Source organism: Burkholderia sp. BCC0397 (genome assembly GCF_902832865.1).
Taxonomy (GTDB): Bacteria; Pseudomonadota; Gammaproteobacteria; order Burkholderiales; family Burkholderiaceae; genus Burkholderia.
The window spans coordinates 278573-291519 of the sequence record NZ_CADFDL010000007.1; the positions used below are offsets into that span (position 1 = coordinate 278573).

Below are 12947 nucleotides of genomic sequence, written 5' to 3' on the forward strand. Positions count from 1 at the left end.
CCGGATGCGTCCGGCGGCCGAGACAGATCGATCGTGCACAGCGTCATTCACCTGCAGACGCACGTGCGCCTATGCGTCCCAGTGCACGACTTCCCATGCTTGCGCGTCACCCTCCGCGCGCAGCCAGACGGCTCCGCCCGTCGGCACCGGCCGCGACAACAACGTATCGAGCGGCACGCGCAAGACATGCGACGCGAATGCGCGGATCACGCCCGCATGCGTGACGACCCATTGCGGCCCGTCGAACTCCGCAAGCGCATCGGCCTGCCGTGCAATCCGCGCGACGAATCGCGCCACGCTTTCTCCGCCGTGCGCGCATGCATGCATCAGGTCGGCCGCCCACGCATCGAGTGCCGCGCGGTCGATATCGTCCCAGCGCTGCATTTCCCACGCGCCGAAGTCCATTTCCTGCCAGTCGGCATCGCGCCGCAGCGGCACGTCGCATGCCCGCGCGAGCCGCTCGGCAACCGAGGCGCAGCGCGTCAGCGGGCTCGTCCAGACCTGGTCGGGCAACGGCGCGCCGAGTGTCGACAGATGCGCACGCACGGCTTGCGCACCGCGATCGGCCGATTCGGCGAGCGGCACGTCGCTGCACCCGTAGCAGATGCCAGGCTCGATGCCGACGGCCGGATGGCGGATCAGGACGACGTCCATCCGAGCACCACGAGATAGATCGCCAGTTCGCCCAGTTGCTGCGTGAAGCCGAGACAGTCGCCCGTATAACCGCCGATCCGCTTCACGAAATAGCGGGCCGCCCACGCGCGCACGAGCACGAGCGCCACGCATGCGGCAACGCCCATGCGCCAGTCCGGCCAGAACAGCCACGGCAGTCCGAACACCGCCGCGACGCACGCCGCGCGTGCGCCCATCCGTTGCGCAACCGGCTTCGCCTTGCCTTCGGGCCGCACGTAGTCGAGCGACATCAGCAGGCTCACGGCCATCGCGCGGCTCGCCGCATGCGCGGCGATCATCGTCCATGCGGCGCGCAGCGGCAGCATCGACGTCAGCGCCTGCCATTTCAAGCCGAGCGCGATCACGAGCGCGACCGCGCCGAACGTGCCGATCCGCGAATCGTGCATGATGCGCAGCACGTCGTCGCGCGTGTAACCGCCGCCGAACGCATCGCAACTGTCGGCGAGGCCGTCTTCGTGAAATGCGCCGGTCGCGAGCAGCGTCGCGGCCATCGACAGCCCGACCGCGATCGACACGGGCAGCGCGCGCAGCGCGACGAGATAGACGAGCGCGCCCCATGCGCCCACGCACGCGCCGACGAGCGGGAAATAGCGCGCGGCCTGGTCGAGATCGCCGGCCGCATAGCCGATCGAGCGCGGCACGGGCACGCGCGTGAAATAGCCGAGCGCGACGAAGAAGTAGCGCAGTTCGTCCCGCATGCCGCGCGTGCGCTCAGGCGTCACGATTGTCGACGCCGGCGGACTCGAAGCTCGCCATCTCGCTGAGGAACGCGGCCGCCGCGCGCACCAGCGGCAGCGCGAGCGCGGCGCCGGTGCCTTCGCCGAGCCGCAGGTCGAGCGCGAGCAGCGGCTTCGCGCCGAAATGCTCGAGCATGCGCCGATGGCCGGCCTCGTGCGACGTATGCGAGAACACGCAGTAGTCGCGCACGCCGGGCGCGATGCGCTCGGCGACGAGCAGCGCGGCGGTCGCGATGAAGCCGTCGACGAGGATCGTCATCCGCTCGCTCGCGGCCGCGAGGTACGCGCCCGTCATCATCGCGATCTCGAAGCCGCCGAACGTCGCGAGCACGTCGAGTGGCGCGATCGCATGCGAGTGCTTGACGAGCGCGCGGCCGAGCACCGCGCGCTTGTGCGCGAGGCCCTGGTCGTCGAGGCCCGTGCCACGGCCGACGCATGCGTCGATCGGCACGTCGAGCAGGCGGCTCATCAGGCAGGCGGCCGACGACGTGTTCGCGATCCCCATCTCGCCGAAGCCGATCACGTTCGTGCCGAGCGACGCGTGCAGGCGGACGCGCGCCGCGCCGGCGGCCAGCGCCGTCATCGCTTCTTCACGCGTCATCGCCGGTTCCGCCGCGAAGTTGCGCGTGCCGCGCGCGACCGGCAGCGACACCAGCCGGTCCGACAGCGGCAGCGGCGACGCGACGCCCGCATCGACGATCTCGAGCGTGCTCTGCGCGACGCCCGAGAACGCGTTGATCGCCGCGCCGCCGGCCAGGAAGTTCGCGACCATCTGCGCGGTCACCGCCTGCGGATAAGGGCTGACGCCCTCGGCCGCGATTCCGTGGTCGCCCGCGAACACGATCGTCACCGGACGCTGCACGACCGGCCGCTCGGTGCGCTGGATCAGGCCGAGCTGCAGCGCGAGCGCCTCGAGCTGGCCGAGGCTGCCGGGCGGCTTGGTCTTGTGGTCGATCACATGCTGCAGGCGCTTGCGCAATGCGTCGTCGAGCGGCGCGATCGCGGGCGGGAAATGAGTCGAAGTGGTCATCGAGGAGCCGTGTCGTGCGCGCGGCATGCGCCGCGCATCGGAAAAATCGGAACAGGAAGGGTCATTGTCGCGCAGGCCATGCCGGCAGCAGCGCATCGCGGCCGTTCTCGCGGATCAGCACGAGCGGATAGCCGAACGCGTCGCTCGCGCGCTCGGGCGTCAGCACGTCGTGCACGGGGCCGGCCCACGCATGGCCGCGGCCGTCGAGCAACAGCGCATGCGTCGCGAAACGCCGCGCGAGGTTCAGGTCGTGACACGAAAACATCACCGTGCGCGGGCCTGCCGCGAGCCACTCGGCCAGCGCGGTCAGGCAGTCGATCTGGTGATGCAGGTCGAGATGCGCGAGCGGTTCGTCGAGCAGCATCAGCGGCGCGTCCTGGCACAGCGTCGCGGCCAGCGCGACGCGCTGCCGCTCGCCGCCCGACAGCGACATCACGTCGCGCGACGCGAGCGCGGTCAGGTCGAACGTCGCGAGCGCGTCGCGCGCGGCCGTGCGGTCGCCGTCGCGCTCCCAGCCCCAGCCGCCGAGATACGGAAAGCGGTTCAGCAGCACCGTGTCGAACACGGTCGCGCTGAACGCATCGTGCAATTGCTGCGGCATCAGCGCGCGGCGCTGCGCGAGTTGCTCGGGGCGCCACGCGGCAAGCGGCCGGCCATCGATCTCGACGTGTCCGCCGGCCGGCGGCTGCAATCCCGCGAGCGTGGCGAGCAGCGTCGTCTTGCCCGCGCCGTTCGGGCCGGCGACGCACCAGATCTCGCCGGGGCGGAACGCCTGCGTGAAGCGGTCGAGCAGCGTGCGCGCGCCGGCCTTCAGCGTCAGATCGACGGCCATGTAGTGCATGTCGCCGGCAGCGGCGTGCGGTGCGGCGGTGCCCGTCATCGCATCGGCCTCCTCAGCAACATCCACAGGAACACCGGCACGCCGATCAACGCGGTCATCACGCCCACCGGCAATTGCGCGGGCGCGATCGCGGTGCGCGCGAGCAGGTCGGCCGCCATCACGCCGCCGCCGCCCGCGAGCATCGCGGCCGGCAGCAGCATCCGCTGGTCGTTGCCGAACGCGAGCCGCAACGCATGCGGCACGACGAGCCCGACGAAGCCGATCATGCCGGCCGTCGTCACGGCGGCCGCGGCGGCCAGCGACGCGACGAGATAGATCCGCACGCGCAGGCGCGCGACCGGCACGCCGAGTGCCTGTGCGGTCGCGTCGCCGCGCAGCAGCACGTTCAGTTGCGGCGCGGCCGGCAGCGCGACGCATGCGCTCAGCAACAGCGCGCCCCACGCGAACCACGGCGCCGTCGCGCCGTTCAGGTCGCCCGTCAGCCAGAAGATGATGCCGCGCAGCCGCGCGTCGGGCGCGAGCGACAGCAACAGCGTGACGAGCGCGCCCCACCCCGCCGCGATCACGACGCCGGTGAGCAGCAGCCGCGGCGATGCGTCGCGCGATTCGCCGCGCCACAGCTCGCGCCTTGCGAGACCGAGCACGAGTGCGACCGAGACGAGCGAACCGGCGAACGCCGACGCATCGACGAGCCACCATGCGCCGCCCGCGATCATCGCGACGAGCGCAAAGCCGGCCGCGCCGCCGGACACACCCAGCACGTACGGCTCCGCGAGCGGATTGCGCAGCAGCACCTGCAACAACGCGCCGGCCAGTGCGAGCAGCGCGCCGCACGCGAAACCCGCGAGCGCGCGCGGCACGCGCAGCGTCCGGACGATATCGGCAAACAGGCTATCGCCGCCGTGCGGCACGAGCGACGCAAGCGCTTGCCACGGCGACATCGGCACGCTGCCGATCGACAGCGACGCGACGAACAGCAGCGTGACCACCGCGGCCAGCGCGGCCCAGATCACGGCGGCGCGCGCGGCGCTCATGCCGCGCACGGCCGCGCGCACGACGCGCGGCGCATCCGCTTGCGGGAGCCGGCCGGGCGCGACAGGAGCGCGTGGCGGACGATTGGGGTCGGCATCGAAGAACATTCCGTGAAACATTGCGCGCCCCGCTTCCCCGCAGGCCGCGCGTCATGGAGCCCATGCGGGCTCCCCGTCTCGGCCGGTATCCGGGCTGGCGGCGGTCCGGCTCGCCTTCCCGCGCCATGACGCGCAGTGGCCCGCGCCCGCATGCGACCTGCACGCGAAACGCGCCCGAGCCGGCCTGCGTCACGCGACGCGGCCGCTTACCGTTGCGGGGGCAGCGCAGGTTGGCGCGCTCCTGGAGCCCGCACCCTGCTTCCCGTTTAACCGCGCGTCCTGCGCGCGAGCACCGAGGCGGCGCCAGTTTAGGAGCCGGTCGCACGAGCGTCAAGGAAGCGTCCGGACCCGCACGGGACGCGCTTATTCGCGGCAAGAAGCAGGGGTGTTACGACTGGAAACGTTACAGATGTCGGATTGCACGTTATTCCGCGCTAAAATGCTGGGTCTTTAGAGGACGCAGCAAATGCTCAACGAACTCGAAACTTTATCTCAAAATATTGGCCGTCTGATTTCGCTGAACAAGCGCTATCACTCGGAACGGCTCGCGCTCGAGGAGCAGGTCGCGCAATTGCGCGCGGAAGCGGACACGGTCCGCGCGGAACTCGCGCAGCTGCGCGACGAACGCAATGCGCTCGCGGCCGAGCGCGACACGCTGTCGGCGAAGATCGACGACGCCCAGGTGAAACTGAACGCGATTCTCGAAAAGCTGCCGCGCTCGAAGAGCGCGGAGCAAGCCGACAACCAGCTCGACCTGCTCGATGCGCAGGCGCGCACGGATGGCGATGACGCGGCCAGCCACGGAGAACATGCATGAGCACCAAGCAGATCGAAGTCTCGATTCTCGGTCAGCCCTATCGGCTCGCCTGTTCGGCCGAGACCGAAGCGGCACTGCTCGAAGCGGTCGCGCGCGTCGACGCCGAGATGTCGAAAATCCGCTCGAACAGCTCGGTGCGCGGCACCGATCGCATCGCTGTGATGGCGGCGCTGTCGCTTGCATCGGAATTGCTGCGGCTGCAAACGAGCGTGCGGCACGGTGAAGCATTTCCGGCGGAGGAAATCCGTCGTACAATGCACCAGATGAACGAACAGCTCGGCGCGGTGCTCGCACAGCACGAGACGCAGTAACGTTTTAATCGATACGTCGATTCCCCTTGATCTCGACGGTCAACGGTGGTCAAATTGGCGCATCGAAACACAGTTCAGTCAGCTTCCCTGCCTGGTTCGCCAAGGTCATATATTCCTTGAACCAATGCCATGTGCACGGTTGCGGAAATTTGTAGCACGGGCGCGCGCGTCACTCTGTCTGATGTACCCGAAGTGCTGCTAACTGCGACCAATTCTGAACCTCAGGTTCAGGATGCCGGCCTAGCGGCCAAGGCGGGGGCCTATCCAACGGCATCGGGCAAGTCCCGGTGCCGTTTTCTTTTTCAGGGTCTGTTTGCATGCGGAGCGCGCATGCAAACAGACGCTCACGCCTCTTTCTGCATCGATCACGATCCATGCAATACTGGCTGATGAAGTCCGAACCGGACGAAGCAAGCATCGACGATCTCGCCAACGCACCGCAGCGCTCGCTGCCGTGGACCGGCGTGCGCAACTATCAGGCGCGCAATTTCATGCGCGACACGATGAAGATCGGCGACGGCGTGCTGTTCTATCACTCGAGCTGCCCCGAGCCGGGCATCGCCGGCCTCGCCGAAGTATCGTCGACACCCTACCCCGATCCCACGCAGTTCGATCCGAAAAGCCCCTATTACGACCCGAAATCGACGCAGGAAACACCACGCTGGCTGCTCGTCGACGTGCGCTTCGTGAAGAAGTCGCCGCTCGTGCCGCTCGCCGCGCTGCGCGAGCACGACGAGCTCGCCGACATGCGCGTGCTCGCCCGCGGCAACCGGCTGTCGATCACGCCCGTCACGCGTGCGGAATGGCGATTCATCACTGAGAAGTTGATGAAGTAGGCGCGCGCCAAAGGTCAAATCCGGTCAGTACGCCTGCCGAAACGGAACTCGCGGCGCTTTCGCGCAGCCTAAGCAACCGCTGTCGGTCGATCGGGCCGGCTGTCGTTTTTTTCGCGCGGTACGCCCGCGTCGCGCACGCGTGATCCGCCTGCGCGCCCTCGCACAAGGAGCCAACAATGACCAAGAAATCCGCACTCGCGCTGTCGCTCGCCCTCGCCGCCGCCGTTCCCGTCGCGCTGACGCTCGCGTCGCCCGCCGCGCACGCCCAGGCGGCGAACCCGCACTTTCCGGAGCCGGCGGGTGTGCTGTCGCTGTCGTCGCAGGCCAGCGCCGACGTGCCGCAGGACATCATCCACATCACGCTGTTCTACGAGCAGCAGGCCAAGGATCCGGGCAGCCTCACCGCGCAGTTGAACCAGCGCGCGGACGCGGCCCTGTCGCAGGCGAAGGGCGCGTCGGGCGTCACCGCGCACACTGGCGCGTTCTCCGTGTATCCGAGCACCGATCGCGACGGGAAGATCTCCGCATGGCGCGGCCGCACCGAGGTCGCGCTCGAATCGCGCGATTTCGCCGCGGCGTCGAAGCTGGCAGGCCAGTTGTCGAACCTGATGCAGGTCGCGAACGTCGAGTTCTCGCTGTCGCCGGAAGCGCAGCGCGCGGCCGAGCAGAAGCTCACGACCGAAGCGATCAAGTCGTTCCGCGCCCGCGCGGACGAAGCCGCGAAGGCGTTCGGCTACGGCAGCTACACGATCCGCGACGTGAACGTCGGCAGCGGCCGCAACGTGCAGCCGTACCCGCGCATGATGGCGATGGCCGCGGCGCCGATGGACAGCGCGAAGATGAGCGCGCCGATCGCGGTCGAAGGCGGCAAGGCCACCGTAACGGTCACCGTCAACGGCTCCGTGCAGATGAAGTAACGCGCATCGCGCGACTGTCGGAAACGCAAAACGCCGGCCCGAGGGCCGGCGTTTTTTATGTCCATCCGGGTAGCCGATACACGCGCCGATCACGCGTACATCGATACCGCGTCATGCAGCCGCATTCGCGTTCGCCGCGCGGCGGCGATACGCCCAGACCAGCAAAGCGATACCCGCGAGGATCATCGGCAGCGACAGCCACTGCCCCATCGACAGGCCGAGCGCGAGCAGGCCGAGGAAGTCGTCGGGCTCGCGCGCGAACTCGACCGTGAAACGTGCGAGGCCATAACCGATCAGGAACAGCGCGGATATCGCGCCCATCGGCCGCGGCTTGCGCGCGAACAAGAACAGCACGAAGAACAGCGCGATCCCCTCGAGCGCGATTTCATAGAGCTGCGAAGGATGGCGCGGCAGCATCTGGTATTGCATGAACACGTCGGCGAGATGCCACTTCTCGATGAGCGCCGGATGTTTCGGCAGCCATGCCGCATCGTCGCGCATCGCGCCCGGGAACAGCATCGCCCACGGCGCCGCCGGATCGGTCACGCGGCCCCACAGTTCGCCGTTGATGAAGTTGCCGAGCCGGCCGGCTGCAAGCCCCGTCGGCACCATCGGCGCGACGAAATCGGTGACCTGCAGCCAGTGCCGCTTGCGCTGCCACGCGAACAGCATCATCGCGAGCGTCACGCCGAGAAAACCGCCGTGAAACGACATGCCGCCTTCCCACACCTTGAACACGTCGAGCGGATGCGAGAAGTAGAAATCGGCCTTGTAGAACAGCACATAGCCGAGCCGGCCGCCGAGCACGGTGCCGAGCACGCCGTAGAACATCATGTCGTCGATGTCCTTCGCGGTCCAGCCCTGCGCCGCGACATGCGGCAGCTTCAGGCGGATCCGGCCGACGACGATCGCCGCGATGAAGCCGACGAGATACATGAGGCCGTACCAGCGCACGGCCAGCGGCCCGAGATGGATCGCAACGGGGTCGAAATTCGGGTGAATGATCATGGGTTAGCGAAGAAGTTTTCGAATACGGTACGGCCGTCGCACGCGCGCAGCACCGCGCGTTGGACGGTGCCCGCGCGCCATCGTTCACGTCACGCGGCAAGCCCCTGCGCACGCACGACATCGATGAACCCGGCGAGCACGGGGCTCACGTCACCGGTGCGCCACACGAGGCCCGTCTCGACGACCGGTGCGTGACCAGCGAGCGGCCGGTAGACCACGCCGGTGCGCCGCAGGTTACGCAGCGATTGCGGCACCAGTGCGACGCCCATGCCGGCCGACACGAGGCTGACGATCGTCTGCATCTGGATCGCCTCCTGGCCGATGCGCGGAGTTTCCCCCGCCGCGCCGTAGCAGCCCGTAATGATGTCATAAAAGCCGGGCGCCAAACGGCGCGGAAAGATCACGAGCGGCAACGCGGCGATATCGGCGAGCTGTACGGGCTCGTCCTCGGGCGCATCGGGCGCCGCGCCCGCGGGCATCGCGACCACCAGCGGCTCGCGCACGACGGGCAGGTACGACAGCCCGGCCGCGTGACGCGGCGGCACGGGCGGAATCACGAGCCCCGCATCGATGCGGCCCGCGACGAGTTCGTCGATCTGCACGTCGCTCGTCGCTTCCGCGAGCTGCAGCAGCACCTGCGGATAGCGCGCGCCGAACGCGCGCAGCAACGACGGCAGCAACCCGTAATCGGCGGTCGACACGAATGCGAGCGACAGCGAGCCGGCTTCGCCGCGCGCGAGCCGCCGCGCCAGCGGCGGCAGCGCATCGGCCGACGCCAGCAGCCGACGCACGTCGGGCAGCAGCGCCGCGCCGACCGCCGTCAGCGCCACCGAGCGCTTGGTGCGCACGAACAGCGCGACGCCCAGCGTGTCTTCGAGCGCGCGGATCGCCTGCGACAGCGGCGGCTGCGTCATCGACAGGCGCTCGGCCGCGCGGCCGAAATGGCGCTCGTCGGCGACGGTCGCGAAATAGCGCCACTGGCGCAGGTCGGGGATCGGATCGGCCATGTTCAACTCATTCGCAAAACGACTTAATAGGCGACAAATAATATATTGGACATCCCAATCGGGAAACTCCATGCTTGTTCGATCCGAACCGGCGTGCCCCTCACGAGCGACGCCCCCACAACGATGGAGTCCCCCATGCCGTACAACCGTCGCTCGAAGCACATCACGCAAGGCGTGGCCCGTTCGCCGAACCGCTCGATGTATTACGCCCTCGGCTACCAGAAGGACGATTTCGACAAGCCGATGGTCGGCATCGCGAACGGCCATTCGACCATCACGCCGTGCAATTCCGGTTTGCAGCGCCTGTCGGACGCGGCCGTCGACGCCGTCAAGGCGGCCGGCGCGAACCCGCAGATCTTCGGCACGCCGACGATTTCGGACGGCATGTCGATGGGCACCGAAGGGATGAAGTACTCGCTCGTGTCGCGCGAAGTGATCGCCGATTGCATCGAGACCTGCGTGCAGGGCCAGTGGATGGACGGCGTGGTGGTGGTCGGCGGCTGCGACAAGAACATGCCCGGCGGCATGATCGCGCTCGCGCGCCTGAACGTGCCCGGCATCTACGTGTACGGCGGCACGATCCGCCCCGGCAACTGGAAAGGCCGCGACCTGACGATCGTGTCGTCGTTCGAGGCCGTCGGCGAATTCACCGCGGGCCGGATGTCGCAGGAGGATTTCGAAGGCGTCGAGAAAAACGCGTGTCCGACGTCGGGTTCGTGTGGCGGCATGTACACCGCGAACACGATGAGTTCGTCGTTCGAGGCGCTCGGGATGTCGCTGCTGTATTCGTCGACGATGGCGAACCCCGACCAGGAGAAAGTCGAGTCGGCCGCCGAATCGGCGCGCGTGCTGGTCGAGGCCGTGAAGCGCGACCTGAAGCCGCGCGACATCATCACGAAGGAATCGATCGAGAACGCGGTGTCGGTGATCATGGCCACCGGCGGCTCGACCAACGCGGTGCTGCACTATCTCGCGATCGCGCACGCGGCCGAGGTCGACTGGACGATCGACGACTTCGAGCGCATCCGCAAGCGCGTGCCGGTGATCTGCGACCTGAAGCCGTCGGGACAGTACGTCGCGACCGACCTGCACCGGGCCGGCGGGATTCCGCAGGTGCTGAAGATCCTGCTCGATGCGGGGCTGCTGCACGGCGACTGCATGACGATCACCGGCCGCACGATCGCCGACGAGCTGAAGGACGTGCCGAGTATGCCGCGCGCGGACCAGGACGTGATCTTCCCGATCGACCGCGCACTGTACAAGGAAGGCCACCTCGCGATCCTGAAGGGCAATCTCGCGGAAGACGGCGCGGTCGCGAAGATCACCGGCCTGAAGAACCCGGTGATCACGGGCCCGGCGCGCGTGTTCGACGACGAGCAGAGCGCGATGGACGCGATCCTCGGCGACCGGATCCGCGCGGGCGACATCCTCGTGCTGCGCTACCTCGGCCCGCAGGGCGGCCCCGGCATGCCGGAAATGCTCGCGCCGACTTCCGCGATCATCGGCAAGGGGCTCGGCGAATCGGTCGGCTTCATCACGGACGGCCGCTTCTCGGGCGGCACCTGGGGCATGGTGGTCGGCCACGTCGCGCCGGAGGCGTTCGTCGGCGGCACGATCGCACTGGTGCAGGAAGGCGATTCGATCACGATCGACGCGCACCGGCTGCTGCTGCAGCTGAACGTCGACGACGCGGAACTCGCACACCGCCGCGCCGCGTGGCAGCAGCCCGCGCCGCGCTATACGCGTGGGGTGCTCGCGAAATTCGCGGCGCTCGTCCGACCGGCGAACCAGGGGGCGGTCACGGGGTGATGCAGAGGCACCATGGCATGCGACCCCGATAACCGGGGCCGCCGGGGGAACGCGCAAAACGTGCTTCCCCTTTGCTTCTATAATGCGCGGACCATGAAGCCGGCCGTCCCCGCCGGCGGAGAACCGCATGAAACAGACGATATTGCGCGTGCTGCTCGCCACGCTGCTGACCGGCAGCGCGGCGGCGGTGCGCGCCGACCAGGCCGACGGGCTGGCGCTGGCGCAGCGCAAGAACTGCATGGCCTGCCACGCGATCGGCAAGCCGCTGATGGGTCCGTCGTTCCGCGACATCGCCGGCAAGTACGCGGCGCGCGGCGACGCCGGCGATTATCTGGCGCAATCGATCGTGAAAGGCAGCGTCGGCGTATGGGGCGGCGTGCCGATGCCCGCCAATACGCAACTGACGAGCACCGAGGCCCACACGCTCGCCCAGTGGGTGCTGTCGGTCCGCTGAAGCGGATACCTGCGCGACGCATCCACGTGGTGTGCAGGGCGTCGCAAGAGGACGGCCCTGTACTGACCAGCGCGCCTCCCCGGCGGCTTCGCAGGCGCTTACTGAAGCTGCATCCTCTTTTTCGCCAGCGCGAACGATTAATCGTTCAGCCGGAATGACCGGCGCGACGACGGGCGATCTCTTCATCGACCGCATCGCGCACCCAGTCCATCACCTCGGTTTCCAGCGCGAGTGCGACTTCGCGCGTGACCTGGCCGACCAGCCAGGCCGAATGCTCGTGCAGCGCATCGCGACAACGCGCTTCGATGGCCTCGCGCCCTGCCCCGGTCAGATAGTTCGTCACGCGATTGCGAAGCCGTTCGGCGATGTGCTGCGCATCTTCCGGCGTCAGCGCGACTGCGGCCTGCGCATCCGGCTGCGGCGTTGCGCTCGGCAGGGCCGCCTCCGGCATCGCCGTGTCGGGCGCGTGCGCGGCCGCTTCGTGCGCAATCGCGGCGAACGTGTGGTGCGGCAGGTCGTCGTCGACCAGCGACGAGCGCAGCGGCGCCGTCATCGCCGCCGCGTCTTCGGCGACCACGTGCTCCGCGGCGCCGGGTTCGGCCGGCGCATCGGTTTCGCCCGCAGCGGCGGCAGCCGTCGCCGCGTCGCCCGGCAGCTCGACGGCCGGCACATGCGGCGTCGGCACGGGTTCGACCACGACGGAATCGGGGTCGGCTTCGGTTTGATGGGATTCAGCCGGCGCCGCACCGGCGGCGGCCGGCGCGATCACGTCGGTGAGCACCGGAATCGCCGCGCTGTCGTGCGGCCGGGAGGCGTCGGACGCGGGCGAGCGCGCCGGCGCCGGCTTGCCCGGCACCAGCACATCGGTCAGCGTCGGGATCGAGGATGAATCGGCTTCTGTCACGGGAACACTCCGTCGACGGTTGCGGCTAGCCGCCCTGCTTGTAGTTGTTCAGCGCGTAGCCGCGGTCGCGGTAGAACCGGTAGCGGTCGCGGCCAGCGGCCAGCTCGTCCGGCGCATTGCCGACCACCTCGAGCAGGCGCTCGAAGCGGGCGAACTGCGCGGGCACGGTCGCGCCGAGGTTCAGCAGCACGTGATGATGCGGCGCGCGGTCGAGATCGGCGGCCAGCACGATCGGCGTGCCGGCTGCGTGCTCGCTGTCGACGCCGCAATGCGGGATGAAATCGAGCGGCGAGAACGTCCAGAGCCGCTCGTCGAGCGCGCGCAGGCGCGCGGGCTCGGCGAGCACGACGACCGGCTGCCCGGCCTGATAGGCCTTGCGCAGCAGCCGGCACGCGTACGCGAGCGAATCGCCGACGTTCGAGTGGAAATCGATCCGCGTCATTGCCCGCGCAC

At 68.6% G+C, this 12947-nt stretch carries 15 protein-coding genes, 1 other RNA gene and 1 riboswitch; of the genes, 7 read left to right on the forward strand and 9 right to left on the reverse strand.

All coding sequences use genetic code 11. The annotated features are described in order from the left end of the window. Positions 1 to 69 precede the first annotated feature (69 nt). The 5 genes from cobC to HWX03_RS22700 all read right to left on the reverse strand — a co-directional run bounded on the left by cobC (position 70) and on the right by HWX03_RS22700 (position 4335). Positions 70 to 654 carry an alpha-ribazole phosphatase gene (gene cobC, locus HWX03_RS22680; RefSeq protein WP_175872736.1) on the reverse strand — a complete coding sequence of 195 codons (585 nt, stop codon included), beginning with the start codon at positions 652 to 654 and terminating at the stop codon, positions 70 to 72. Next, positions 639 to 1391 (reverse strand): adenosylcobinamide-GDP ribazoletransferase, encoded by a 753-nt coding sequence (locus HWX03_RS22685; protein WP_175872737.1) that lies wholly within the window; start codon positions 1389 to 1391, stop codon positions 639 to 641. Before HWX03_RS22685 ends, cobC begins: the two co-directional genes overlap by 16 nt. Positions 1392 to 1404: 13 nt before the next feature. Beyond that, the gene (cobT, locus tag HWX03_RS22690) at positions 1405 to 2460 is read right to left on the reverse strand and encodes a nicotinate-nucleotide--dimethylbenzimidazole phosphoribosyltransferase (RefSeq protein ID WP_175872738.1); all 1056 of its coding nucleotides are present in this window, start codon (positions 2458 to 2460) and stop codon (positions 1405 to 1407) included. A 61-nt stretch (positions 2461 to 2521) separates the two neighbouring features. Further along, positions 2522 to 3340: an ABC transporter ATP-binding protein gene (locus tag HWX03_RS22695; RefSeq protein ID WP_175872739.1), complete on the reverse strand. Its 819-nt coding sequence runs from the start codon at positions 3338 to 3340 to the stop codon at positions 2522 to 2524. Beyond that, positions 3337 to 4335, reverse strand: coding sequence for an iron ABC transporter permease (locus HWX03_RS22700; RefSeq protein ID WP_244132748.1), 999 nt, complete (start codon positions 4333 to 4335; stop codon positions 3337 to 3339). The genes HWX03_RS22695 and HWX03_RS22700 overlap by 4 nt, the downstream gene beginning before the upstream one ends. Before the next feature lie 158 nt (positions 4336 to 4493). Then, positions 4494 to 4743: riboswitch (cobalamin riboswitch) on the reverse strand. A 154-nt stretch (positions 4744 to 4897) separates the two neighbouring features. On the opposite strand from HWX03_RS22700, the gene HWX03_RS22705 reads away from it, so the two are divergent. The 5 genes from HWX03_RS22705 to HWX03_RS22725 all read left to right on the forward strand — a co-directional run bounded on the left by HWX03_RS22705 (position 4898) and on the right by HWX03_RS22725 (position 7312). Then, positions 4898 to 5248 carry an ATPase gene (locus HWX03_RS22705; RefSeq protein ID WP_006478092.1) on the forward strand — a complete coding sequence of 117 codons (351 nt, stop codon included), beginning with the start codon at positions 4898 to 4900 and terminating at the stop codon, positions 5246 to 5248. Beyond that, positions 5245 to 5559: a cell division protein ZapA gene (locus HWX03_RS22710; protein ID WP_006478091.1), complete on the forward strand. Its 315-nt coding sequence runs from the start codon at positions 5245 to 5247 to the stop codon at positions 5557 to 5559. The genes HWX03_RS22705 and HWX03_RS22710 overlap by 4 nt, the downstream gene beginning before the upstream one ends. An 81-nt stretch (positions 5560 to 5640) precedes the next feature. Further along, positions 5641 to 5822, forward strand: a non-coding RNA gene (gene ssrS, locus HWX03_RS22715) — 6S RNA. Positions 5823 to 5933: 111 nt separating this feature from the next. After that, positions 5934 to 6395, forward strand: coding sequence for an EVE domain-containing protein (locus tag HWX03_RS22720; RefSeq protein ID WP_124827290.1), 462 nt, complete (start codon positions 5934 to 5936; stop codon positions 6393 to 6395). Positions 6396 to 6571: 176 nt separating this feature from the next. Then, on the forward strand, positions 6572 to 7312 hold the full coding sequence (locus HWX03_RS22725; RefSeq protein WP_175872741.1) for an SIMPL domain-containing protein: 741 nt from the start codon (positions 6572 to 6574) through the stop codon (positions 7310 to 7312). 111 nt (positions 7313 to 7423) lie between these two features. Here the strand turns inward: HWX03_RS22725 and lgt are convergent, their stop codons facing one another. Further along, the gene (lgt, locus tag HWX03_RS22730) at positions 7424 to 8320 is read right to left on the reverse strand and encodes a prolipoprotein diacylglyceryl transferase (RefSeq protein ID WP_175872742.1); all 897 of its coding nucleotides are present in this window, start codon (positions 8318 to 8320) and stop codon (positions 7424 to 7426) included. Positions 8321 to 8409: 89 nt separating this feature from the next. Then, a complete protein-coding gene (locus tag HWX03_RS22735) occupies positions 8410 to 9327 on the reverse strand; it encodes a LysR substrate-binding domain-containing protein (protein ID WP_175872743.1) in 918 nt (305 codons plus the stop codon). A gap of 135 nt (positions 9328 to 9462) precedes the next feature. Between HWX03_RS22735 and ilvD the strand changes: the two genes are divergently transcribed. Both ilvD and HWX03_RS22745 read left to right on the forward strand, forming a co-directional pair. Beyond that, positions 9463 to 11136 carry a dihydroxy-acid dehydratase gene (gene ilvD, locus HWX03_RS22740; RefSeq protein ID WP_175872744.1) on the forward strand — a complete coding sequence of 558 codons (1674 nt, stop codon included), beginning with the start codon at positions 9463 to 9465 and terminating at the stop codon, positions 11134 to 11136. Between the two features lie 127 nt (positions 11137 to 11263). After that, positions 11264 to 11590 carry a c-type cytochrome gene (locus tag HWX03_RS22745; RefSeq protein ID WP_175872745.1) on the forward strand — a complete coding sequence of 109 codons (327 nt, stop codon included), beginning with the start codon at positions 11264 to 11266 and terminating at the stop codon, positions 11588 to 11590. Positions 11591 to 11735: 145 nt separating this feature from the next. Here the strand turns inward: HWX03_RS22745 and HWX03_RS22750 are convergent, their stop codons facing one another. After that, positions 11736 to 12494, reverse strand: a complete 759-nt coding sequence (locus tag HWX03_RS22750; protein ID WP_175872746.1) for a DUF2486 family protein — start codon at positions 12492 to 12494, stop codon at positions 11736 to 11738. Between the two features lie 25 nt (positions 12495 to 12519). Further along, positions 12520 to 12936 carry a DNA polymerase III subunit chi gene (locus tag HWX03_RS22755; protein ID WP_006484796.1) on the reverse strand — a complete coding sequence of 139 codons (417 nt, stop codon included), beginning with the start codon at positions 12934 to 12936 and terminating at the stop codon, positions 12520 to 12522. Positions 12937 to 12947 lie beyond the last annotated feature (11 nt).

Coding starts and splice junctions, on each gene's coding strand:
- HWX03_RS22735 (WP_175872743.1), bottom strand. CDS start 9,327: ATGGCCGATCCGATCCCCGACCTGCGCCAGTGGCGCTATTTCGCGACC.
- HWX03_RS22700 (WP_244132748.1), bottom strand. CDS start 4,335: ATGAGCGCCGCGCGCGCCGCCGTGATCTGGGCCGCGCTGGCCGCGGTG.
- cobC (WP_175872736.1), bottom strand. CDS start 654: ATGGACGTCGTCCTGATCCGCCATCCGGCCGTCGGCATCGAGCCTGGC.
- ilvD (WP_175872744.1), top strand. CDS start 9,463: ATGCCGTACAACCGTCGCTCGAAGCACATCACGCAAGGCGTGGCCCGT.
- HWX03_RS22755 (WP_006484796.1), bottom strand. CDS start 12,936: ATGACGCGGATCGATTTCCACTCGAACGTCGGCGATTCGCTCGCGTAC.
- HWX03_RS22745 (WP_175872745.1), top strand. CDS start 11,264: ATGAAACAGACGATATTGCGCGTGCTGCTCGCCACGCTGCTGACCGGC.
- cobT (WP_175872738.1), bottom strand. CDS start 2,460: ATGACCACTTCGACTCATTTCCCGCCCGCGATCGCGCCGCTCGACGAC.
- lgt (WP_175872742.1), bottom strand. CDS start 8,320: ATGATCATTCACCCGAATTTCGACCCCGTTGCGATCCATCTCGGGCCG.
- HWX03_RS22710 (WP_006478091.1), top strand. CDS start 5,245: ATGAGCACCAAGCAGATCGAAGTCTCGATTCTCGGTCAGCCCTATCGG.
- HWX03_RS22720 (WP_124827290.1), top strand. CDS start 5,934: ATGCAATACTGGCTGATGAAGTCCGAACCGGACGAAGCAAGCATCGAC.
- HWX03_RS22685 (WP_175872737.1), bottom strand. CDS start 1,391: ATGCGGGACGAACTGCGCTACTTCTTCGTCGCGCTCGGCTATTTCACG.
- HWX03_RS22725 (WP_175872741.1), top strand. CDS start 6,572: ATGACCAAGAAATCCGCACTCGCGCTGTCGCTCGCCCTCGCCGCCGCC.
- HWX03_RS22705 (WP_006478092.1), top strand. CDS start 4,898: ATGCTCAACGAACTCGAAACTTTATCTCAAAATATTGGCCGTCTGATT.
- HWX03_RS22695 (WP_175872739.1), bottom strand. CDS start 3,340: ATGACGGGCACCGCCGCACCGCACGCCGCTGCCGGCGACATGCACTAC.